The 24,575-nt window shown below is 48.3% G+C and carries 14 protein-coding genes; 8 read left to right on the top strand and 6 right to left on the bottom strand.

The genetic code is table 11. The features are described from left to right. The first annotated feature begins 70 nt into the window (after positions 1–70). From V8Z93_RS02350 to V8Z93_RS02370, 5 genes are all read left to right on the top strand, one after another. The gene (locus V8Z93_RS02350) at positions 71–442 is read left to right on the top strand and encodes a GntR family transcriptional regulator (protein WP_006848205.1); all 372 of its coding nucleotides are present in this window, start codon (positions 71–73) and stop codon (positions 440–442) included. A 161-nt stretch (positions 443–603) separates the two neighbouring features. Then, positions 604–1,320, top strand: coding sequence for an ABC transporter ATP-binding protein (locus tag V8Z93_RS02355; RefSeq protein WP_117695647.1), 717 nt, complete (start codon positions 604–606; stop codon positions 1,318–1,320). 89 nt (positions 1,321–1,409) lie between these two features. Next, positions 1,410–2,669 carry an ABC transporter permease gene (locus V8Z93_RS02360; protein ID WP_439432283.1) on the top strand — a complete coding sequence of 420 codons (1,260 nt, stop codon included), beginning with the start codon at positions 1,410–1,412 and terminating at the stop codon, positions 2,667–2,669. A gap of 70 nt (positions 2,670–2,739) precedes the next feature. Next, complete coding sequence (locus V8Z93_RS02365; protein ID WP_203051709.1) at positions 2,740–3,987, top strand: ABC transporter permease; 1,248 nt, start codon at positions 2,740–2,742, stop codon at positions 3,985–3,987. Positions 3,988–4,010: 23 nt separating this feature from the next. Then, a complete protein-coding gene (locus tag V8Z93_RS02370) occupies positions 4,011–5,129 on the top strand; it encodes an efflux RND transporter periplasmic adaptor subunit (protein ID WP_218413324.1) in 1,119 nt (372 codons plus the stop codon). Between the two features lie 61 nt (positions 5,130–5,190). On the opposite strand, the gene V8Z93_RS02375 is transcribed toward V8Z93_RS02370, so the two are convergent. From V8Z93_RS02375 to V8Z93_RS02400, 6 genes are all read right to left on the bottom strand, one after another. Further along, on the bottom strand, positions 5,191–6,195 hold the full coding sequence (locus V8Z93_RS02375) for a hypothetical protein (protein ID WP_203051708.1): 1,005 nt from the start codon (positions 6,193–6,195) through the stop codon (positions 5,191–5,193). Between the two features lie 38 nt (positions 6,196–6,233). Beyond that, positions 6,234–7,268 carry an AAA family ATPase gene (locus V8Z93_RS02380; protein ID WP_203051707.1) on the bottom strand — a complete coding sequence of 345 codons (1,035 nt, stop codon included), beginning with the start codon at positions 7,266–7,268 and terminating at the stop codon, positions 6,234–6,236. A gap of 183 nt (positions 7,269–7,451) precedes the next feature. Continuing rightward, positions 7,452–10,115: a DNA mismatch repair protein MutS gene (mutS, locus tag V8Z93_RS02385; RefSeq protein WP_439432284.1), complete on the bottom strand. Its 2,664-nt coding sequence runs from the start codon at positions 10,113–10,115 to the stop codon at positions 7,452–7,454. A 208-nt stretch (positions 10,116–10,323) separates the two neighbouring features. After that, positions 10,324–13,473 carry a glycoside hydrolase family 2 TIM barrel-domain containing protein gene (locus tag V8Z93_RS02390; RefSeq protein ID WP_439432285.1) on the bottom strand — a complete coding sequence of 1,050 codons (3,150 nt, stop codon included), beginning with the start codon at positions 13,471–13,473 and terminating at the stop codon, positions 10,324–10,326. A gap of 167 nt (positions 13,474–13,640) precedes the next feature. Continuing rightward, positions 13,641–15,986 (bottom strand): family 20 glycosylhydrolase, encoded by a 2,346-nt coding sequence (locus tag V8Z93_RS02395; protein ID WP_439432286.1) that lies wholly within the window; start codon positions 15,984–15,986, stop codon positions 13,641–13,643. A gap of 49 nt (positions 15,987–16,035) precedes the next feature. After that, the gene (locus V8Z93_RS02400) at positions 16,036–18,027 is read right to left on the bottom strand and encodes a glucosamine-6-phosphate deaminase (protein WP_439432287.1); all 1,992 of its coding nucleotides are present in this window, start codon (positions 18,025–18,027) and stop codon (positions 16,036–16,038) included. A 414-nt stretch (positions 18,028–18,441) separates the two neighbouring features. Here V8Z93_RS02400 and V8Z93_RS02405 point away from each other — a divergent pair, with 414 nt between their 5' ends. From V8Z93_RS02405 to V8Z93_RS02415, 3 genes are all read left to right on the top strand, one after another. Beyond that, a complete protein-coding gene (locus V8Z93_RS02405) occupies positions 18,442–19,653 on the top strand; it encodes an ROK family transcriptional regulator (protein WP_218412447.1) in 1,212 nt (403 codons plus the stop codon). Between the two features lie 106 nt (positions 19,654–19,759). Further along, positions 19,760–22,759: a SusC/RagA family TonB-linked outer membrane protein gene (locus tag V8Z93_RS02410; RefSeq protein ID WP_439432288.1), complete on the top strand. Its 3,000-nt coding sequence runs from the start codon at positions 19,760–19,762 to the stop codon at positions 22,757–22,759. Between the two features lie 28 nt (positions 22,760–22,787). Beyond that, positions 22,788–24,464, top strand: a complete 1,677-nt coding sequence (locus V8Z93_RS02415; RefSeq protein WP_439432289.1) for a RagB/SusD family nutrient uptake outer membrane protein — start codon at positions 22,788–22,790, stop codon at positions 24,462–24,464. The last annotated feature ends 111 nt before the right edge of the window (positions 24,465–24,575 follow it).

Genomic DNA, 24,575 nt, shown 5'->3' on the forward strand with positions numbered 1-24,575 from the left:
TTCTGCCCTTTCAGGGCGTGTGGAGCATACATGCGAAAGCTCAACATCTAAGAATTAAAATTTGAAGATTATGAATTTCAGTAACGATAAAGCAATATACGTACAGATAGCCGAGCGATTGAGCGATGAAATCCTGGCGGGCAAGTACAAGGAAGACGAACGAATACCGAGCGTCAGGGAATACGCCGTGCTGCTGGAGGTAAATGCCAACACAACCGTGAAGGCATACGACCTGCTTGCCACCGACGAGATCATCTACAATAAGCGAGGTCTGGGCTACTTTGTTTCCGCAGGAGCCAAGAAGCAGATTAAGAAAACCCGCAAAAAGGAGTTTATGAAAGAAAGACTCCCGGAACTCGCCCGACAAATGCAGCTTCTCGACATCTCCATCGACGAAGTGAAGGAAGAGTTGGAGAAGAATCTCAAAAAGATAAAGATATGATGACACTATTCATCCTCAAATATATATTTATAGCTTCTGTTTTTGCCTTATATATAATAAGGTGTATGTAATAACGTTTTAAAAAAAGAGTTACGCTTGCAACTTTCTGAAAGTTGCAAGCGTCTAATGGTTTAAATTGATATCCATAAAACGAAAGTAATATGTCATTAATTCATCTAAAAGACGTCAACAAGACCTATCAGGGTGCTCAGCCACTCCATGTGCTAAAGGGCATCGACCTCGACATCGAACGTGGCGAGTTCGTCAGCATCATGGGTGCTTCCGGCTCGGGAAAATCCACCTTATTAAATATATTGGGTATTCTCGACAACTACGATACGGGCGAATACCGACTCAATGATGTGCTCATCAAAGACCTCTCGGAAACCCGTGCTGCCGAATACCGCAACAAGATGATTGGCTTCATCTTCCAGTCGTTCAACCTCATCTCGTTCAAGACGGCAGTGGAAAACGTGGAGCTTCCACTCTTCTACCAGGGCGTGAGCCGCAAGAAGCGCCACGAACTGGCGATGGAATATCTCGACAAACTGGGCTTGAAGCAATGGGCCAACCATTATCCCAACGAGATGTCGGGAGGACAGAAGCAGCGTGTAGCCATCGCCCGTGCCCTCATCACCAAACCCGAAATCATCCTTGCCGATGAGCCTACCGGAGCCCTTGACTCCAAAACGAGCGTGGAAGTGATGGACCTGCTGAAAGAACTGCACCAGAAAGAGGGAATGACCATCGTGGTGGTAACCCACGAAAGCGGTGTAGCCAACGAGACCGATAAGGTTATCCATATCAAGGACGGACTCATCGGAAGCATCGAAGACAACAGAGACCATCATCTCGTATCGAAAGACTACGTGAAGTAAGAAGTTTATAGTTTATAGTTAATAGGGCAGAACTGCTGATGGCGCCAGCCCTCTATAAACTATCAACTATTAATTATTAACTAAAAATAATGAGAGAATTAATCAAAGAAATATGGAGCACGTCGAAGCGCAACAAGCTCCGCACTTCGCTCACGGGATTTGCCGTTGCCTGGGGAATCTTCATGCTGATATTCCTGCTGGGCGCCGGCAACGGACTGATTAATGCCCAGTTGCAGCAAAGCACCCGATTCCTTGCCAACTCCATGCGAGTATTCCCGGGCGAAACCTCCAAGGCTTACAAGGGACTGAAGGAAGGCAGAAGCATCACGCTCAACGACAGGGACATCCTCATCAGCAACCAGACCTACGGCCAGTACGTGGATGATGTGGGTGGAAGATTGGAACAGTATAACGTGAACATCAGCTACGGCGATAATTATGTGGCAAGCCAGTCGTTAGTGGGTGTGGCTCCTACACATCCCAAAATCGACAAGACGGAGATGATTGCCGGACGATTCATCAACGAAATCGATATGAAGGACCAGCGCAAGAATGTGGTGCTGAGCCGAAGCCAGGCCAAGGAACTCTGCAAAGACTACCGTTCGCTAGTGGGCAAGAACGTAAAGATCAGCAACCTCAACTTCCAGGTGGTAGGAATCTACAAGGATGATGAATCGCGCAACAATACCGATGCCTTCATTGCCTACTCCACCATCAAGACCATCTATGCCAAGGGCGATGATGCAGGAAGTCTGGAGTTCACCATCAAGAACCTGAAGACCCAGGAGGATAACGAGCAGTTTGAGAAGAACTATCGTGCCAGCATCAACAATAACCACCAGGCAGCACCTGATGACGACCGCACCATCTGGCTCTGGAACCGATACATGGACAATATCCAGATGAACCAGGGAATCGCCATCATGCAGACGGCACTCTGGATAGTGGGTCTGTTCACCCTGCTGAGCGGCATCGTGGGCGTAAGCAACATCATGCTCATCACCGTGAAGGAGCGAACCCGAGAGTTTGGCGTAAGAAAAGCCATCGGCGCCAAACCTTGGTCGATATTGAAACTCATCATCACCGAGAGCATCATCATCACCTCATTCTTCGGCTACATCGGAATGGTCTGCGGTGTGGCAGCAAACGAAATCATGGACGCAACCATCGGTCACACCACCGTAGATACCGGACTGTTTAAAGCCGCCATGTTTGTGAACCCTACGGTGGGCCTCGGCACCTGCATCGGTGCTACCATCGCCATCGTCATCGCAGGCACCATCGCCGGACTCATCCCAGCCATCAAGGCTGCAAGAATCCGACCGATAGAGGCGCTGAGAGCGGAGTAGTGATTAATGATTAGTGATTAATGGGGCTTACACCTTATTATATATATAGACCATAAATATAGACTAGGCTATGCGATTAGATTTAGATACATATAAAGAAATACTCGACACCATCACGAGGAACAAGAGCCGCAGTCTGCTTACGGGCTTCGGCGTGTTCTGGGGCGTGTTTATGCTCATCGCCCTGATGGGTGGCGGTCAGGGACTGAAAGAGATACTGCAGAACAACTTCGCAGGCTTCGCTACCAACACCGCCATCATCTGGGCGCAGAACACCACCAAGCCCTACAAGGGATTCAACAAGGGGCGCTCCTGGCAGATGGAAGAGAAAGACCTGGAGCGACTGCGCCACAGGGTGCCCGAACTCGATGTCATCACCCCGCTGCTCTTCGGAGGCAACAAGTCGGTGGTGTTTGGCGACAAGAAATTCAGCGGCAGCACACAGGGCGTGAATCCCGACTACGCCCAGGTTTCCGTGCCTAAAATGTTTTACGGCAGATACATCAACGAGATGGATGTGCGCCGCCAGCGCAAGGTTTGCGTCATCGGCAAACAGATTTACAAGACCCTCTTCCCCGGCGGAGGCGACCCGTGCGGCAAGAGCGTGCGAGTGGATTCCACCTATTACACGGTGGTGGGTGTAGATTACCGCTCGGGAAATGGCGTGAACTTCGGCGGTAGAGCCGACGAAACCATCACCATTCCGCAAACCGTGCTCCGCACCGCCTACAACCGCGGAACCGCCATCGACATCATCGCCACCACCGGTAAGCCGGGCGTAGTGATGAGCAGCATCGCCCAGCGAATGCGTGAAACCATAGCCAGGGCTCACAACATCGACCCTTCAGACGAAAAGGGAATCATGGTGTTCAATACGGAGGTGCTCTTCCAGATGCTCGACAACCTGTTTAAGGGCGTCAACTTCCTCATCTGGCTGGTAGGTATCGGCACCCTTCTCGCCGGCGCCATCGGAGTTTCCAACATCATGATGGTAACGGTGAAGGAGCGAACCACCGAGATAGGCATTCGCCGAGCCATCGGAGCCACGCCGAAGATGATTCTCTCGCAAATCATCTCAGAGAGTATTCTCCTCACCCTGGTGGCAGGCATGAGCGGCATCATCTTCGGAGTAGCCATCCTGCAGATGCTGGAGATGGCGAACACCACGGATGGCATTCTCACCGCCCACTTCCAGGTAGATTTCTGGACAGCCATCTCCTCAGCCATCCTCATCTGCATCCTCGGCGGTCTAGCCGGACTTGCCCCAGCCTGGCGAGCCATGAGCATCAAACCGGTAGATGCAATGAGAGACGAATAAAAGAAAAATAAGATATAAAAGATATGAAAAAGTATTCAAAGTTGATAGTTGCGGCGATAGTCGCCTTGATTTTCATCGGAACCTTCGTGTTCCTTTATGAGAAATCACAGCCTAAGCCTGTGGAATATACCGAGTTTACCCCAAAGATGGGCGATGTGTTGAAAACCACGGTGATTACGGGTAAGATAGAGCCTCGCAACGAGGTGAACGTAAAGCCTCAGATTAGCGGTATCATCACCGAAATCTGCAAGCAGGCAGGCGATTTCGTGCAGGCAGGCGAGGTAATCGCCAAGGTAAAGGTGATTCCGGATATGGGACAGCTCAGTTCGGCGCAGGCTCGTGTGCGCCTTGCCGAGATTAACCTGAAGCAGGCACAGGTAAACTATGGTCGCGAGGAACAGCTCTACAAGAAGCAGCTGGTCAGCGCCGATGAGTTTGATAAGGTAAAACAGTCGTTGCAGCAGGCGAAGGAGGAGAAGGTTGCCGCCCTGGATGCGCTCGAAGTGGTTCGTGATGGTGTTTCCAAGAGCAACGCCAGCGCCTCTTCCACCCTCATCCGTTCTACCATTTCGGGAATTATCCTAGATATTCCTGTCAAGGTGGGTAACTCCGTGATTCTTGCCAACACCTTCAATGACGGAACCACCATCGCCAGTGTAGCAAACATGAACGACCTCATCTTCCGAGGCAACATCGACGAAACCGAGGTGGGCAACCTGGTAGTAGGAATGCCGATGAAGATTACCATCGGAGCGATGCAGGACCTGAAGTTTGATGCCGACCTGGAGTACATTTCACCAAAGGCTGTAGAGAACAATGGTGCCAATCAGTTTGAGGTAAAGGCAGCCGTCCGCTCAGTAAAGGGCGGCAAGATCCGTTCCGGCTACAGCGCCAATGCCGAGATAGTATTGGCAAAGGCTAACCACGTGATTACCGTGCCGGAGAGTGCCATCGAGTTCAGCGGCGACAGCACCTTTGTCTATATCGTAAAGGGCAGCGGCGAGAAGAAGACATACGACCGCAAACAGGTAACCACCGGATTGAGTGATGGTGTGAACATAGAAATCAAGAAAGGTCTGAGCCTGAAGGATAAGGTAAGAGGTCCGCAGGTTGTGGCAGACAATAAGGATGATGAAGAATAAAGCATGATAAAATACAAAAAGTTACCCAAAGGTAATTTACCTTAGGGTAACTTTTTGCAAATCATAATTTTATTTTCTTTACTATTTTATTATTATCAGAAAGTAATATTCTCATTATATAAACTCCATTCAATGAAATAGGAAGCTTTACTGTTGGCTGATACTTAGCGGAGTGATAATAACATTTACCATCCATTCCAAACACCTGAAGTTGTTTCCATTCCAAAGGGCTCCGAATTGTATTTCCAGCCACAATCACTTCTCTGTCAGCCTGCTGGGGTACTTTTACTCCAGTATCTTCAAATTTAAATTCTTTTATATATTTAAGTATGTCTTCTGGAATATATGGCTCTATAGTCAATGTATCACTAGGTTGTGATGAACCATAAGCATTATATGCCCATATAAGCATCGGAAAATCCCAGTCATACCCTAATTCTTCCTTTATATGATATAAATCTTCCCCAAGGCTATCAGCCTTCATTTTGTAAGAATAACTAATTGTAAAATTACTATTCCAATCAGGCCACATCCAACTCCTGTCACCATCAACATACATCTCAAGATAATCACAATTCTCCGAATGAATAACACAATCCAAATAATTATCAACAAAATCCAAGTATTGCTTATCAAAAGAAGAATATTCTAAAGAAGCCTTTTTTATTATAGGTTTAGATGGCAACAAATCAAAATATACTTCCAAAGAATCTTGAGTGCCACCATCCTTGCATAATACCCATCCCTTAAAATAGGTTTTCACACCGATATTTATTCTCTTTGCATGCGTGAAGAGCCTTTTAGGAATCTCAGAGACCGCAAAGGAAAAACCCAAACCTTCTATAGGAGTTTTTGTTCTGCTCTCACTCCCATCTCTTTGAGTTACGGCAATACGCCATAAACCAACATGACCATAGGTGTAAATACAGCTATAACTCTCATTTTTTAGAACTGGAATTCCATCCAAACATTCCATTTTCCCATTATTGTTAGAAATAATGATTCGTGAAAATGCATGATTCACACAAAAAAGCATTATAAAAGCTATCAATAATCTTGTTTTCATATTTATCTTATTTTTAATTAGCAACAAAAATACACAAATTAACAATACTCTTCCTTAAACCAAAGACGATAAATCGGATCTACAAATACGAAATCAGCCTTTTGCTTCTCTATGATATCCTTGTTCTGAAGAATCTTCTTGTTCTTAACTATCGTATTGGGATTACCCAGATTATACACCTGCTTCACAGCTTGTGATGAGAAATGCTGCTCACCATCAGCTATCGCCTTGAGCATCTCTATCTGGGTAGAACTGAGATTTTCCGTATCGTTCTGAAACATCGGGGTATTGATGTTCAATACCTGCTTGAGACCAAGAGAGAACACTTCTTCCGTCACCTCAGAAACCGTAAAGCTCCAAATAAAATAGCACAACTGCTGCAGATACCAGGAATGACACTCCACCACATCGCAAATCCTGCTGGCAAAAGATTCTGAAATTCGCTTGCCGGTCTTCTCAAAAGATGATAAGATAAAAGGAATCCAATGCTCCTTGGCTATCTTTTGCATGAAAATAACCTGTCCGAAACGATAGAACGGACTGTTAGAATTGTTGAAGATGTTGAGCATCATATTGCGCTTGCTGCCATAAAGGCAATAAGAGGTCAACTGCTGCTGTTGCCATACTGAGCGCATCTTGCCCTCCATATCCTTATATTCCGGGAGATTAGCCAACTGCTGGAATTCATCTATGCACACAATAATCCTGATTCCCTTTTCCTTCGCCAGCAACTCCGGCAATTGGAGAATTGCCATCTTATCTCTTTCTTGCGGCACAAACTTGGAAGAAGCACAGGCTATGACCTGACTGGCAAAAGTGCGATAGAATTCAGCTTCCGAGCCAATACTGAAAGCATCTATATAGCAGATTCTTACCTCCTTATCTTCCACACTCAGTTCCGTCATCGCCTTCTTGACAAGCAACGATTTTCCCCATCGACGTGGAGAAATGAGCATCACGTTGATATGGGAAGCCAGGAGTTGCTTGAGCAAAGCCCTGTCTTCCGTTCGGTCGATAAAATTCTCTTCGGTAGCCAATGTACCAAACTGAAAAGGAGATTGAAACACTGCCATATTCTTCTTATTAAATTCGTTTTACCTGCTTTATTTATTTCTTACCACCTGCAAATATACAAAAAGTTACCCAAAGGTAACTTACCTTAGGGTAACTTTTTGTGATTATTAACCTATACTAATGGTTAAATGATGGCAAGCGCTGGTCTTAAATGATGGCAGGCGCCAGCCATCTATGAAGACCTATCGGCCCAGCAGGATTTTCTTGATGTCGTTGAGCTTATTCAATGCCTCTACCGGGGTGAGGTTGTTGATATCCAGGCCCAGAATCTCATCACGAATCTGGCTCAACACTGGGTCGTCTAACTGGAAGAAACTCAGCTGAACTCCATCCTTAGGCTCATCCAGATGCTGCACGTTCGGCTTGCCGGCACCGCCTACCCCAGCATTGTCCTGCTCCAACTGCTTCAGAATATCGTTGGCACGGTTCACGATGCTGCGCGGCATTCCGGCAATCTCTGCCACATGAATACCGAAGGAATGCTCGCTGCCACCCGGCTCCAGCTTGCGCAGGAAAATAACCTTGCCATCCACCTCCTTCACACTCACGTTGAAGTTCTTGATGCGAGGGAAATTCTTCTCCATCTCGTTCAACTCGTGATAATGAGTGGCAAAAAGGGTGCGAGCCTGCGCCTTCTTGTGCTCATGAAGATACTCCACGATAGCCCAGGCTATGGAAATGCCATCGTAGGTGGATGTTCCACGACCCAACTCATCGAAGAGCACCAGCGAACGGGGCGACACATTGTTCAGGATGTTGGCAGCCTCCGTCATCTCTACCATGAAGGTGGATTCGCCCAGCGAGATGTTGTCGCTGGCTCCCACACGGGTGAAGATCTTGTCAACCAGACCCACCCTTGCACTCTCGGCAGGAACAAAGCAGCCCACCTGGGCCAGCAGCACGATGAGCGCCGTCTGGCGGAGCAAGGCTGATTTACCAGCCATGTTAGGACCCGTAATCATCATCACCTGCTGCTTCTCGGTGTCGAGCAACACATCATTTGGCACGTATCGCTCGCCCAGCGGCAACTGGGTTTCAATCACAGGATGGCGGCCCTGCTTGATGTCCAGCACCTGCGAATCGTCAATAACCGGACGCACATAGTGGTTTTCGTCTGATGCCTTGGCAAACGAGAGCAGACAATCCATGCGGGCGATAAGGTTGGCATTGATCTGAATCTGAGGAATATACTCCTGCATGGCAGCAATCAGTTCGTTGAAGAGCTGCGCCTCCAGAATCAGAATCTTCTCATCGGCTCCGAGAATCTTCTCCTCGTATTCCTTGAGTTCCTGGGTAATATATCGCTCGGCTTGCGCCAAGGTCTGCTTGCGGATCCACTCCTCAGGTACCTTGTCCTTGAAGGTGTTGCGCACCTCCAGATAATATCCGAAGACATTATTATATCCAACCTTCAGACTGCTGATGCCCGTCTTCTCTATTTCCCGCTCCTGAATCTTCAGAAGATAATCCTTGCCATGGCGACTGATGGAGCGCAAATCATCGAGTTCTGCGTTATAGCCATCGGCTATCACATCGCCCTTGTTGATAAGCTGAGGCGGATCGGGCTGAATCTCCCTGGCGATACGGTCCTTCAGGGATTCGCAGACGTTGAGCTGCTCGCCAATGCGCTTTAGGGCGTCGTTCTTGGCATGCTGGCAAGCCACCTTGATAGGCTGGATGGCTTCCAGTGCATTTTTCAGCTGCACCACCTCGCGAGGCGAAACTCTGCCCACGGCTACCTTGGAAATGATACGCTCCAGGTCGCCAATGCGATGAAGCTGGTCGTCGAGAAGCTGACGGAACTCCGGCTCCTTGAAGAAATACTCCACGATGTCGAGACGCTCGTTGATAGGGCGCACATCTTTTAATGGGAACACCAGCCAGCGGCGGAGCATTCGTCCGCCCATTGCCGTTACGGTGCGGTCGATGACGTTGAGCAGAGACAGACCGTCGTCCTGCATCGGAGCCACCAGCTCCAGACTTCGGATGGTGAATCGGTCCATGCGCACGAACTTATCCTCTTCGATGCGCGAAAGCGCCGTGATATGGTTAATTTGCGTATGCTGGGTAATCTCCAGATACTGCATGATGGCACCGCTGGCAATGACACCATTCTTGAGATGCTCCACGCCGAAGCCTTTCAGCGACTTGGTCTTGAAGTGTCCCAGGAGTTTCTGCATCGCCGTCTGCTCAGTGAAAACCCAGTCGTCGAGTTCGAAGGTGCAGTATTTTGTACCGAAGTATTTCTCGAAATCATTCTTTCGGGCACGGTCGTAGAGCACCTCTTTCGGCATGAAGTTGCCCATCAGTTTCTCTACATAATCATAGGTTCCCTCGCCGGTGAGGAATTCACCGGTAGAAATATCGAGGAAGCTTACGCCGCAGGAAGTCTTACCGAAGTGGATGGCAGCCAGGAAGTTGTTTTCCTTGTAGTTGAGCACGTTGTCGCCCATCGCCACACCCGGGGTAACGAGTTCGGTAATGCCACGCTTCACCATCTTGTCCATCTGGCTCAATCCCTTCTTGCCCTTTATTTCCTGGCGTTTCTTCTTCGGGTCTTCCAGCTGGTCGCATACGGCAACTCGCTTGCCTGCCCTGATGAGTTTAGGCAGGTAAGTATCGAGTGCATGATGGGGGAAGCCCGCCATCTCGATGCTGCCCGTAGCTCCACCGTTGTTTCGGCGGGTAAGGGTAATGCCCAGGATGCGTGAAGCCTCGATAGCATCTTCGCAATAAGTTTCGTAGAAGTCGCCACAGCGGAAAAGCAGCAATGCCTCGGGATGCTTGGATTTCATCTCGAAGAATTGCCGCATCATCGGCGTAAGACCTTTATTATCGTTTGCCATTATCTTTGTCTATCTTTTAAATTCTTGTTAGAAATGCAAAAATAAGAAAAAAAGGGGGAACCGACAAAGGATTTAATCTATTTTTAAACTTTTCCCCCATAAAATGCAAAAAAGTGCTCCCCTGCATTGCTGCAGGCGGAGCACTTAGCTGATGAATTACATGATTACACACAAGTGCATAAATCCTATTATTTCTCTTTATTTCTTTTTATTTCTTTGCCTTAATCACGAAGCGGAAGCAGCGGTCCTGATAGTGCATGCGGTACTTCTCCATTGGCGAAGAACCCCAGCTGTCAATACAACCCAAGCCAAACTGGCGCTGCTGAATGTGCAACTGCACAAGACCCTTTTCTACCAGGTCGCCACTGTGCTGACCCCAGGCATGCTCCTTCTCGATACCAGCATCCAGATCCTCTACCAGGTAAGAGATGGCGCTGCACTCCATAGGAGCATAGCCCTCGAAGGTGATTCCCTTGCCGGTGGCAGGATTGAAGATGGAGAAGTAGCGGATGTCGGTATGGTTGCCGCTCTCCTGCGGACGGACGTATGAATAATACTCGTCCTTCACGTTAGCCTCATACTTGCCGATGAAAGCTGAAGAGTGACGGTCGATGTAGTTCTCCTCTGGACCTCTACCGTAGTATTCCAACTTAGAGAATGACGCAGGCATCTGCAACTGCATACCGTAGCGGAACAAATCAGCTACCTTTGCCTCCTTATCGGTTGTCATCTGTTGGGTAACAGCCACCTCGCCAGCCGCATTGATGCGGTAGCGGAGCATCAGCTGCGCCTTTACCTCAGGCATTTCGAACTGGGCGGTAAGAACCACGCTGTCCTTGCTCTCGCTCTTGTCGAACGACTTCAGATTCATCTGAGGGTTCTTCCAAACTCTCATCTTCTTCTGCAAAGAAGCACCATAGTCGTTGTCAGTAGGAGCACGCCAGAACTCTGGAGTCATACTCTCACGGAACTTCAACATCGGTTCGCCATCTACATCGAGGTAATCAATCATACCAGTCTTCTTGCCGATGGTAACCGACATCCTCTCTGCCGAAACCTTCACGTAACTGTTGGTCTCTTCTACCTCGATATTGCCAGCCTGCTGCACCTTGGCCTTCTTGTTGGCTGGAGCTGCAGCCTGGGCAGGCGTATCAACCTTATCGAACTTGTATGCGTTAACCACAAACTGCTGGCGAGCCATCACCTGCCCCTTGTCAACCAGCGGCTGACTGCCATCGCTGGCAAAGGCGAAGTTTACGGCGATTTCCTCGCCTGCATGTTCAGCCTGAGCCTGTGCAACCGCAGTCTTCAACGCATCGCTCTTCACGAGCTTGGTTGCCTGAGGAGCAATACCTTTAGTACCTGGAATTTCCAAGGTTGATAGCTTCACGCCGTTGGCATAGATGGCAGCCGAGAGTTTCAAATCGTCGATGTTCCTGAAGAAATTCTCGTTGTAGATGCTGATGGCACCATTGGCTGCATCGAAGTTCTTGATCCATACATTCTGAAGATAGTACTGGATTTCGTAGGCATGAGGGTTCAGACGGCGGTTAGGGGCGATGATTCCGTTGCAGTTGAAGTTGTAATCGCTGCCCGGATAGCGGCCATAGTCGCCACCATAGGTAAAGATTTCCTTGCCGGTGACAGGACTCTTGTCGCGCAGACCCTGGTCAACGAAGTCCCAGATGTAACCGCCCTGGTACTTAGGATACTTGCGGATTAAATCCCAATACTCCTTGAATCCACCCTCAGAGTTACCCATGGCGTGAGCATACTCACACTGGATGTATGGCTTGGTGCCATTGCCCTTGCAATAGCGCTCGCTCTCCTCGTAACCGATGTACATAGGACAGTAGATGTCGGTCTTGCTGTCGTATCCGCCACGCTCATACTGCGCAGGACGGGTAGGATCGCACGCCTTCACCCAGTCGTAAGCCTTCTCGAAGTTGACGCCGTAGCCGCACTCGTTACCCAAGCTCCATACGATGACGGAAGGATGATTGATGAGCGGCTTCACATTGCCCTCGTTGCGCTCGATGTGAGGCACGATGTACTCAGGGAACTTGGCGAGCGACTTCTCCTCATATCCCATACCATGAGATTCGAGGTTAGCCTCAGCGGTGATGTAGATTCCGTATTCATCGCAAAGGTCGTACCAGCGTGGGTCGCAAGGATAGTGGCTGGTGCGAACGGCGTTGATGTTCAACTGCTTCATGATCTTGATGTCCTGAATCATGCGCTCCAGGCTCACCACGTAGCCACCGTCAGGATCCATCTCGTGGCGGTCGGCACCCTTCACCAGCACAGGCTGTCCGTTAACGAGCAGCTGTGCGTTCTTGATTTCCACATTGCGGAATCCCACCTTTTGCGGAATCACCTCAGCGGCGCCCTGCTTGTTCTTCAGGGTGATGTAGGCCTTATATAAATAAGGTGTCTCTCCCGTCCAAGCCTTCACCTTAGGCACCTTGATGATGCCCTGGGCTCCGGTGGCCTGGGCTACCTGCTTGCCATCCTTATCACACAGGGTGATGGAAACATCTGTCTTTCCTCCCTTCAGGGAAACCTGATAGTTCAACACACCATCCTGGTAGTTGTTTTCCAAGGCAGCGTTCAATCGGATGTCGGCAGCATGAAGCTTCGGACGGGCATAGAGATACACCTCACGGGCAATGCCCGTGAAGCGCCAGAAGTCCTGATCTTCGAAATAAGAACCATCGCACCAACGCATCACCTGCATGGCAATGAGGTTCTTGCCCGGCTTGAGATACTTCGAGATGTTGAATTCGGCAGCCACCTTGCTATCCTCGCTGTAGCCCACGTACTTGCCGTTTACCCAGAGAGTCAGGTTGCTGGTGGCAGAACCCACATGGAAATACACATCCTTGCCCTTCCAATCCTTAGGAAGTTCGAAGGTGCGGCGATAGGAACCCGTATAGTTGTTGAGCTCGCTGATATATGGCGGATTCGGGTCAAACTGGGTGGCCCAGGCATAGCCTATGTTCTTATAGGTAGCATCGCCATAACCGTTCAGCTCAAACAATCCCGGCACAGGGAAATCCTTCCACTGTGAATCATCATACTTCAGAGCGAAGAAGTTCGCCGGACGCTTGTTGTGGTCCTTCACGAAGTTGAACTTCCACATACCCTCCATGGAAAGGTAGTTGGCCGACTTCTTCTTGTCGAAACTCTGAGCCTTATCCAAGCTCTCGAATGCGAAGAAATTCGCACGACGAGGCTCTCGGTTCTGCTGGTTGATGTTCACATTCTGCCAGCGCGACTCGCTCTGAGCCGACGCCCCACTGCTCATCGAGAGCATGGCAAGGCAAAATGATACGTTTGCGATTGTTCTGATATTCATATTCCTAATCAGTTATTGATATTACTTATTCAGGTTCTGGAGTTAAGGAGTTAAGAAGTTAAAGGAGTTAAGACGAATGTCTTGAAGTTAAAAACTACGCCAAAAGACTGTTGTCTTAACTCCTTTAACTCCTTTAACTTCTTAACTCCTTTAACTTCTTAATTCAATTATTTGTGGAAATACTGAGACTCGCCCACTGCGGTGAACTTCTTCTGATTATCCTTGCGCATTTCGAGGTTGAGGTTGCTCCACCAAGATGGCCAGCCGCCTACGATGTTGCACAGGTAAACGAACTTCACTGGGTGCAAGCCCTTGGCAAGAGCCACAGCATTATCGCTGTTGGTACCAGCCTTCACAGCGCCCTCGTTGTTTATTACGAGCTTATTGTCAATCCAAACCTGCTCCATGCGGGAAGAAAGATAGTAAACGCCATCCTCAGGAACATTGATGAAACCCTCGGCCACGGCACCATAGTTGTTGGCACCACGCAAGGTAGCAGCATCGTCTGGCTGACTCACCTTCATCTTGTTCAGGTTGGTGATGGTTCCATTGTCTGTCCACTCAGCATCAGCCCAGTTCAGCTGATCCACCTTCAGGTAGTTGCCCTTTACGCGGCGCAACTGCAAGCCAGCCTTCGCACCATTTACCCTTACGGCTGGAGCATAGTTCTGCTTCTCCACGTCGATGGTTCTTATCTTGCTCATCTTGCCAGAAGGCAATACGGTAGCAATCTTGATGATGGTGTTGCCACTCACCTTGATAGGCTCTGAATAAACGGCAGAAGCTGGAGTTGGAAGGGTTCCATCCAGGGTGTAAACCATCTTCATAGGACGGGAAGTCTGGAAGGTAACCACTGTATCCTTGGTAATCACCACCTTATCGCAGGAACCGTATGGCTGCTCTGGCAATGGGATGTGGTAACGCACGTGGTGCTCGTCGAGGCGCACGCTGTTAGCATCTACACGACGGCTGAAGTCGGTGAAGTTCTTCTTCTTGGCTGGTGACCATGCAATCTCGGCGAGAGCCAGAGAGCGAGGATACATCTGATACTCCATCTTGGCGTTGGTGTACATGTATTCAGACCAGTTGTTGCACTGAACACCCAGAATATGCTTCTCCAAGCCCAATGACTTGATGGTATCTGGCACAGGCTCGTAATTATAGGTTCTTGAAAGATAAGCAGGAGCACTAGGAATAGTAACCGGCTCAATCTTGTAATCGCCCTGATAGTGGTCGAGATACAAGCCGCCGCTACCTGGAGTCATGATGACATCGTGCTTCTGCAAAGCTGCAGAAATACCGCCCGATGTTCCACGCCAAGACATCACGGTAGCATCAGGACTCAATCCGCCTTCGAGGATTTCATCCCAACCGATAATCTTTCTGTCGTACTTAGCGAGCATCTTCTCCATGCGCTTGATTACGTAGCTCTGCAGTCTTTCCTCGGCAGAGTGCTTGCCGTCGGCCTGCAATCCTTCGTTCTGGATGCGCTTCTGGCAAGTAGGACAATGCTTCCAGCTGGTCTTAGGACACTCGTCGCCACCGATGTGGAAATACTTGCCTGGGAAGAGAGGCACTACCTCGCGGATGATGTCTTCCAGGAAGTTGAACATGTCTTCCTTACCCGGACACATCACGATGTCCTCAACACCCCAAACCATTCGTGGAGTCCACTGCTCGCCCTTGCATGAAAGGTAAGGATAAGCAGAGATGGCTGCCATCATGTGACCAGGAAGGTCGATTTCAGGAATCACGGTGATGTAACGCTTGGCTGCATAATCCACGATGTCCTTGATTTCCTCCTGAGTGTAGAAACCGCCATAGGTAGAACCGTCGCCCTGGGTGCGGTAGCCGCCGATGGAAGTAAGCTTAGGATACTTCTTGATTTCGATGCGCCAGCCCTGGTCCTCAGTGAGGTGGAAGTGCATGGTGTTCACCTTGAACATTGACATGATGTCCAACTGCTTCTTCACGTTCTCCACGGTGATGAAGTGGCGGCATGGATCGAGGTGGAAACCACGGTAGCCGAAGCGTGGAGCATCCTGGATGTCGCAGCACTGTGCCACCCACTTCACGCCGCTTACCTTGGTAGCGCTCTCAATCTGAGCTGGCAACAGCTGCATGAAGCTCTGCATTCCATAGAAAGCACCCTTGCCGGTCTTTGCCTTGATGACTACACCCTTGTTGGTAACGGTGAGGCGGTAGCCTTCCTCAGCCATCTTCATAGAAGGAGAAATCTGGATAGAGATGTTTCCCTTCTTTCCGCCTACGGTTACATCATAACCGGTAGCGGTCTTCAACTTATCAGCCATGTATTCGGCAATGTTCTTGCCGTCGGCAGTCTGGTAAGAGATGGTCACCTTCTGTGGCAACACGAACTCACCCTTCTGAACCTGAGTCTTTACTGGCACAGGAATAATATTGATGTCAGCAGCCACAGCCGATGTTGAGATTCCTCCCAACATCGCTGTGCATGCTGCCAACGAAGCAAATAGATGATTGAATTTCTTCATAAATTTTATATAGAGAATAATATAAGTTAGTTAACTAATTGATAAATACTTAGAGTGGCTTATATTCCACGAAAGCCTCCATAGCCTCGTAGCAGGCCAATCCCAGCTGGTCGTAGAGCGAAGCAGTGGCACGGTTGCGGTCTTCCGCACGCTGCCAGAACAGGCGTTCGTCGTTGCCCAGGAATGGAGCACTCTCCATCTGCGACTGATGCTTGAGGATAGAGTTACGCTTGGCTCTCAACTCTTCAGGACTCAATGGAACGCACATCTCGATGTTCTCAATCTCCCACTCTGCCCAAGCACCACGATACATCCAGATGCGGCAGTCCTTCAGCCACTCTGCACCAGCCTTTTTCTCCTCGTCGATGGCTGCCAGAACAGCATCGGTACATTTCTTGTGGGTTCCGTGTGGGTCGGCAAGGTCGCCAGCCACATAAATCTGATGAGGCTTTACCTTCTGCAACAAGGCTCTTACCACCTCTACGTCCTTCTCTGTCATCGGCAACTTCTCAATCTTTCCACTCTCATAGAATGGCAAATCAAGGAAGTGTACATGGTCGAGCGGAATCTCATTATAGGTGCAGGCTGTACGAGCCTCACCACGGCGAATCAATCCCTTGATGGTCAAGATATCGCGAGTATCAAAGTCGCTCTCCTTCTTATTGGCAAAGAAGTTCTTGATTTCCTTATATTTATCAGAAATCACACTATCCTTTGAATCGGCGAAAATCTGGTTGAATCCGTTGATGAAGTGCATGAATCTTGTTACTTCCTCATCGCCCACAGCAATATTACCCGATGTTTCGTAAGCCACATGCACATCGTGGTTCTGCTGAACCAGTCGGCGGATGGTTCCACCCATCGAAATCACATCATCATCAGGATGAGGAGAGAATACGATTACTCGCTTAGGGAATGGGTTGGCGCGCTCAGGACGATAGGTATCGTCGGCATTTGGTTTTCCGCCTGGCCATCCGGTGATGGTGTGCTGCAAGTCATTGAAAATTTTAATGTTTGCATTGTAGGCAGAACCATAGAGAGCCAGGAGTTCGCTCAATCCGTTCTCGTTGTAATCCTTGTTGGTAAGCTTCAGGATAGGCTTACCTATCTTCTGGCAGAGCCAAACCAAAGCCGAGCGCACCAGCTTGTCAGTCCACTGGCAAGAAGTTACGAGCCAAGGATGTTCGATGCGGGTAAGATGAGAAGCAGCACTCAGGTCGAGCACTACGTTGGCATTTGGATGAGTCTGGAGGAAAGATGCTGGCAGTGAATCTGTGATAGAATTCTCTACCACCTTCTGCATGATTTCAGCCTTTTCCTCGCCCCAGGCAGTAAGGTAGATTGCTTTGGCAGAAAGCAAGGTGGCAATACCCATGGTGAGTGAGCATGGAGGCAGGGTCTCCTTGGTCTGCTCGCTGTTTTCCATCTCTTCGCGAGAAGTATTGCCAATGAGGATAAGACGGGTTATCGACTGAATACCCGAACCCGGCTCGTTGGCGGCGATATTACCCGAACGGCCGATACCGATGAGGGCAATGTCCAATCCGCCAAAGGTCTTGATGCGCTGCTCGTAAAGGCGGCAACAATCCTGCACTGCCTCCTGAGCCACAAAGCCATCGAGAGTGAAGATGTTCTGCTCGGCAATATCCACATGGTTGAGGAAACGCTCCTTCAGCTGGTTGATGGTGCGAACGGAACTTTCTTTCTGAAGAGGATAGTATTCGTAGGCATTGAATACCACCACATTGCGGAAACTTAATGTCTTGTTCTCATAACGGTGGATGAGTTCATCATACACGGCATTGAGCGAAGAGCCTGTGCCCAGCGCCATCACATAGAACTTACCGTCATGCTGAGCAGCCTTGATTCCGGTTTCAATACCATCGGCTACATGACTGGCACCTTCTGCCATAGAGGCAAAGATGTCTGTATGAATCTTCTCCATTCTGGAGATTTCTGAGTATTCTACCGTCGTCTTAGGCTTGTAGAACTCAACAGGTACTTTATTCAGTACGATTTGTGAACTAAGATTGAGTCTCATTGTCTATATCTATTAATAGGTTTATATATTTCTATTTTTAACCGTCTATTGTTGATTCAAAAGATATTTATTAACAACCGCTAGGTTACTAAAATTTTTTATTTTGCAAAGATACGAGATTTATCAAATACCGCCATGTTTTTATAGTTAATATTTCTAAAACGAAAGCATTTTTAATTATTCTCTCTTTCTTTCCTGTTGATAAGTGTAGTTTTACACACTATATCAGATACTTACATGTACTTGAAGAGAATTGATGCTTCCGGTTATAATATATAATAAGGTGTAGGTATGTGAAAGGAATAGAAAAGTTCTTCAAAACAAACTATTTTTAGGCATTTAAGCTTTATTAACTACGAAAAACTTGCACCCAATGGGGAAAAAGTATATCTTTGCAAATAAAAAATATTAGTTATGGAACCTAACATAATAAAATATATTAAGAAGTTAAACAATAAGCCTTCAGTTCAGCGGCGATTATTGGAATACTTCATTGCCCAAGGCGCTTCCACCATACCGGAAATGTCGAAGGGAATTGGAGTGAGTCTTCCAACTGCGACCAACGCCCTCAATGAACTGATAAAGGGTGGACTCGTCAAGGAGATTGGCAAGAAAGACAACTCCCCGGGGCGCATCCCAATGGTTTACGACCTTATGCCTAATGCCGGATACTTCGTTGGAGTGAATCCAGAGATGAACTGTCTGGCACTTGCCGCCAGTGATTTCTGCGGCAATTTGATAACTGAAAAGACTAAGGTTCCTTACGAATACAGGAACAATCCGGAGAATTTGGAAAGACTGAGCGAGATCATCAACGACTTCATCGCCAGTCTTCCCGTCTCCAAGGAAGAAATTCTGCAAATCTGCGTGAATGTGGCTGAACGCGTGAACCCTTTCGATGGCAGTGCCTACAACATGTTCACCTTCTTAGATAAACCCCTGGCAGATAAGCTGACGGAACTCATCCAGCTTCCAGTCTGCATAGAGAATGATACGCGAAGCATGGCCTTCGCAGAATTCATCAAGGGACGCTGCAAGGGAATGAAAGATGTGATTTTCGTGAACATGTGCTGGGGACTGGGAATCGGAATCATCATCGACGGAAAACTCTATTACGGCAAGTCGGGCTATTCGGGCGAATTTGGCCACATGACTGCCTACAACAATAACATCATCTGCCACTGCGGCAAGATTGGCTGCATAGAAACCGAAGTTTCGGGCAGAGCACTGAAGAGAAAACTCACAGAGAACATCATGGCGGGCAAGCCTTCCATCCTCTCTGACAAGGTACTCAACCGAAAAGAAGAACTCTCGCTCCAGGACATCATGGACGCCATCGCCAAGGAAGATGTACTCAGCCTCGCCACCCTGCAGCATATCGCTGACGAACTGGGCAAGCAGCTGGCTGGAATCATCAATATCTTCAACCCGGAAATGCTGGTCATCGGAGGAGAAATGTCGGTAACAGGCGACTATCTGACCCTCCCGGTGAACATGGGAATCAAGAAATACTCGCTCAACGTGATGAATGAGGATTCGCAGATTGTCACCTCCGACCTGAAGGCACTCGCCGGCATTACAGGAGCCTGCCTGATGGCAAGACACAAGATCCTGAACGAGGATTAAATTCTAACTAACATTCATATAAGATTATATAGCAATAGTTTTCTAACTAACACTATATATAATATACGAGAAATTAATAATAAACAACAACAAATACAACAAACCTATGAACAAAAGAGCAAATTTGTATTTTGCAGCGCTCTTAGGTGCCATGTCACCTCTCAGCACTGTCACTGCATTGGCAGCTCAGAGCAATTCAATGATTGCTACAGCTACACAGCAGCAAAACTCATGTACAGGTACTGTAAAGGACGCTAGTGGTGAACCTATCATCGGCGCTACCATCAGAATTGAAGGAAAATCTGGCGGTACAGTAACTGACCTTGATGGTAACTTCGTACTTAGCAACATTGCTAAAGGTGCTAAACTCACTATTACTTATGTAGGTTACAAGTCTCAGACCATCACATGGAGTGGTGCTCCATTGAACATCACCCTGCAGGATGATTCCAACATGCTCGAAGAGACCGTAGTTATCGGTTACGGTACGGTAAAGAAGGCCGACTTGGCAGGTTCTGTTGCCGTAATGGACAACAAGAGTTTCAAGGACCAGCCAGTAGCACGTGTTGAGGACGCCCTCAACGGACGTATGTCTGGTGTGCAGGTAATGTCAAGTGGCGTTCCTGGTGGATCTATGAAGATTCGTGTACGTGGTGCCAGCTCTGTAAACAAGAGCAACGACCCTCTCTACGTAGTAGATGGTATTGTTCGCGAGACAGGTCTCGAAGGTATCAGCCCTGAAGATATTCAGAGCATCCAGGTTTTGAAGGATGCTTCTTCTACCGCTATCTATGGTGCCCGCGGTGCCAATGGTGTTGTAATGGTACAGACCAAGAGCGGTAAGGCTGGTGTTACACAGGTAACTTTCGACGGCAGCTTCGGTTTCTCTAACGCTTACAATATACCTGAGGTAATGGGTACCAAGGAGTATGCACAGGCTTTGGTTGACCATAAGGGCGTGGCTCAGAGTGCAGTACAGGATTATCTGAACGGTACCAAGCCAGGTATCGACTGGATGGATCAGTTGCTCCAGACAGGTATTACCCAGAACTATAAGGTTGCCTTTTCACAGGGTAATGAGAAGACTCAGACTTATTTCTCTGCCAACGTAATGGACCAGAAGGGTGTTATCGTTGACACCAAGTCAAGACGTTACGCAATCAAGGCAAACATTCACAATAAAGTATTCGACTGGTTGGAATTGACTGCCGACCTTAACCTTGCTCAGACAGACAACTCTGGTGCAGGTTTCGCCCAGAACCAGTCTAACCCAATCTGGGTAGGTTTGAACTACTCTCCTACTATGGAGATGATGGATGCAAACGGTAGTTACAACAAGGACCCATACAACAACATCCAGAACAACCCTTATGGTATTCTTCATGGTGGTGACAACGACCGCAAGCGTACCATGGTTACTGGTCACGTTGACTTGAAGTTCAACCTTCTCAAGGGCTTGACATTCACCACAACCAACGGTATCGACTACAACGATTACAAGTGGTACCACTTCACATCTACCAAGGTGAACGCAGCCGGTAACAATATGGGCAACAACGATGCTGCCATTACAGCACTGCAGTCAACCAACAACTTGACTTACAACAACAAGTGGGGTGAGCACGCATTGACAGCTACTGGTGTATGGGAAGTTACCTCTAACGAGGTTCGCCGCATGGGTATGTCAGGTACAGGTATTGCTCACGAGCAGTTGGGTTACTGGAACGTAGCTGATGCTGCTTCCAAGACACCAACCAACGGCTATAGCAAGTGGACCATGCTCTCTGGTGTAGCTCGTTTGATGTACAACTATGCCGACCGTTACATGTTGACTGGTACCTTCCGTGCGGATGGTTCTAGCCGCTTTACCAACAAGAAGTGGGGTTACTTCCCATCTGCAGCTGCAGCTTGGACCATCTCTAACGAGAAGTTCTGGGAGCCTATCAAGAATGCAGTAGAGTACATGAAGATCCGTGCCAGCTACGGTATCATCGGTAACCAGGATATCACTCCATATTCAACTCTCGGTTCATTGGGTACAACTGGTTTCACATACGGTACAACCCAGTCTTACACAGGTTATTGGGCAAATGGTCTTGCAACTCCTGACCTGACATGGGAGAAGGTTCACCAGTTTGACCTCGGTGTTGACTTCGGTTTCTTCGGCAACCGTTTGAACGTTAGCTTAGACTACTTCAATAAGAAGACCAAGGATGCCCTCCTGACTACATCAGCTCCAGGTTACCTGGGAGGCACATCTTACTGGGTAAATGCCGGTGAGGTAAGCAACAAGGGTTTTGATGCAACCATCAATGCACAGATTATACAGACCAAGGACTGGTCATGGTCATCTACCTTGAATGCCAGCTACATCAAGAACGAGGTTACCAAGCTGACAGCAGATGCTCCTATTCTCTATGGTACCAGCCCTTCTCCAGGTACAGTTGACCCATGTACCATCATCAAGGAAGGTGAGGCTATCGGTACATTCTACGGCTTCAAGTGGGCAGGTGTAGAGAAGAACGACAAGGGACAGTTTGTTGATATGTATTATGCAGCAGACGGCACCAAGACCGCTAATCCTGATGCATCAAAGGATCGCTTCGTATTGGGTCGTTCAAACCCAGACGTTACTTTGGGATGGAACAACACCGTAACCTACAAGAATTGGGATCTCAACGTATTCTTCAACGCAGCCTTCGGTGCAAAGCGTTTGAACATGGTACGTTACGCCATGAACTCAATGGTAGGTGCATCTATGTTCGTAACCGATAAGGATTACTTCTCTAACATCGGAATCACTATGCCAACAGTAGGCGCAGAGAACAAGACATACGGTAACTCAGACAAGTGGTTGGAGAATGCAGATTACCTCCGTTGCGAGAATATCAGCATCGCTTATACATTCCCACGCAGCGTGACTAAGATTGCAGACATCCGTCTCTCTCTCTCAGCTCAGAACCTCTTCACCATCACTGGCTATAAGGGTATCGACCCAGCTGGTGCATCATTCAGTGACAATGGTGTTGACCGTGACAATGGTTTGGATATGGGTGCTTACCCTAATCCTCGTACCATCACAATGGGCGTTCGTGTAAACTTCTAACTTCAATCATCTAAAAACTGGAATAATTATGAGAACTAAAAAATTATTATATATGGGTTGTCTCATGGCAGCATCCTTGCTCACATTTTCTTCTTGTGGAGACTTCCTGGATGAGGAACCTAAGGGACAGTTGACCCCAAACAACTTCTTCAATAGTGAAGATGACCTGACAGCAAGTGTTAACGCACTGTATGACAGAATCAACCAGACCCAGAGCTGGACCAACCCAATGTACCCACAGTGGCAGGGCGACGATATTACAGCTAACCCTGGTTCTAACAAGCAGGCTTGTGCTGCGCTCGATGCTTTTGCATCAGACGGTGCCAACAAGGGTGTTACTGATGCCTGGAACCAGCACTATTCTGTAATCAAGGCAGCTAACCTGATTACAGAGAGTGCAGGCAATGCGCCTGTAGCTCAGGAGAAGATCAACGTGGCTTTGGGTAATGCACACTTCTGGCGTGCATACGCTTACTACTATCTGGTACGTGTATTCGGTCCTGTGCCATTGATTACAGGTACTGACGTTTCTCAGTTGGACGTTGCTCCATCAAGTGTAGAAAAGGTATATGAACTGATTGTTTCCGACTTGAAGGCAGCCGTTAACGAGCTTCCTACCAAGTATGAGAAGGAACCTAGCCGCTTGTTCGGTGTGGATATCTGGACAACCAAGCAGGCTGCACAGGCTACATTGTCAGCTGTTTACATGTCTATGGCAGGTTACCCACTCAACAAGGGTACTGAGTACTACAAGCTCGCAGCAGAGCAGGCTAAGTCTGTCATTGATGGCAACGGTTCTTACGGCTTCATCCTGAACCCAGAGTGGAAGGATGTTTACTCTATGGGTAACAACTACAACATGGAGACCGTGCTTGGAATCAACAACGATGCCAAAGGCTGGTGGGATCATGATTCTCAGCTTTCTTCTTGCTGCCGTTTCGAAGGTCTCGGCGATGGTGGCTGGGGTGACGCTTGGGGTGAAATCGCATTCTGGAAGAGATTCCCAGAGGGTGCTCGCAAGAATGCTATCTACGCTCCTAAGGTAACATTCCAGGATAAAAACACCATTACAAAGGCTGTAGATTGGTGGGCTCTTAAAGAAGACGGAAAGACTCCTGAGGTTGAAGCTTATCACCCAATGTTCTGTATCTTCACCGTTAACTCAGACGAGAACGGCAACATGCTCCGTCAGGCTTATGATTACCTGGCTCCTAACTGGGGTGGTATGGTTAACGACCGTCGTCACAACCTGATCCGTTACTCTGAGATTCTTCTTTGGTATGCTGAGAGCGCAGCTCGCTCTGGTGGCGACTTGGGCAAGGCTAAGGATTGCCTCCGCCAGGTTCGCAGCCGTGCCGTAAACGATGTTGAGAACGTTACTTTGAGCAATGGTACTACCGTGAAGATTGCTGATATGAATGCAGAGCAGCTGGCTGAGGCTTGCTACATTGAGCACGGATGGGAAGTTGCCGGCAACTGGGTTTCTATGGTTACACGCCGTTCTGACGAGCTTCGTATGAACGAGTTGAAGAAGAACTTCGACTACCGCGTTGCTAATGCTCCTCTCTTTATTGCAAAAGATGCTAAGGGTAAGGACATTACAGCTAAGGAACAAGTTACAGTTTCTGGTTCTTGGACAGAGGATAGAATTTACTGTCCTTACCCAACAACAGACGTTGAGAAGAACCCGAACCTGAAGAGATAACTACCTAGTCAATTATTAATTTAACCAACAAGACTGTTTCAAATCTGAGATAGTCATGTTCTATAACAACTCAAAGAGGGTGTGCCACTTACGGCACCCCCTCTTTTTGGC

Origin of the sequence: Segatella copri, assembly GCF_051861805.1 — a bacterium.
In the GTDB taxonomy this organism is placed as follows: domain Bacteria; phylum Bacteroidota; class Bacteroidia; order Bacteroidales; family Bacteroidaceae; genus Prevotella; species Prevotella copri_M.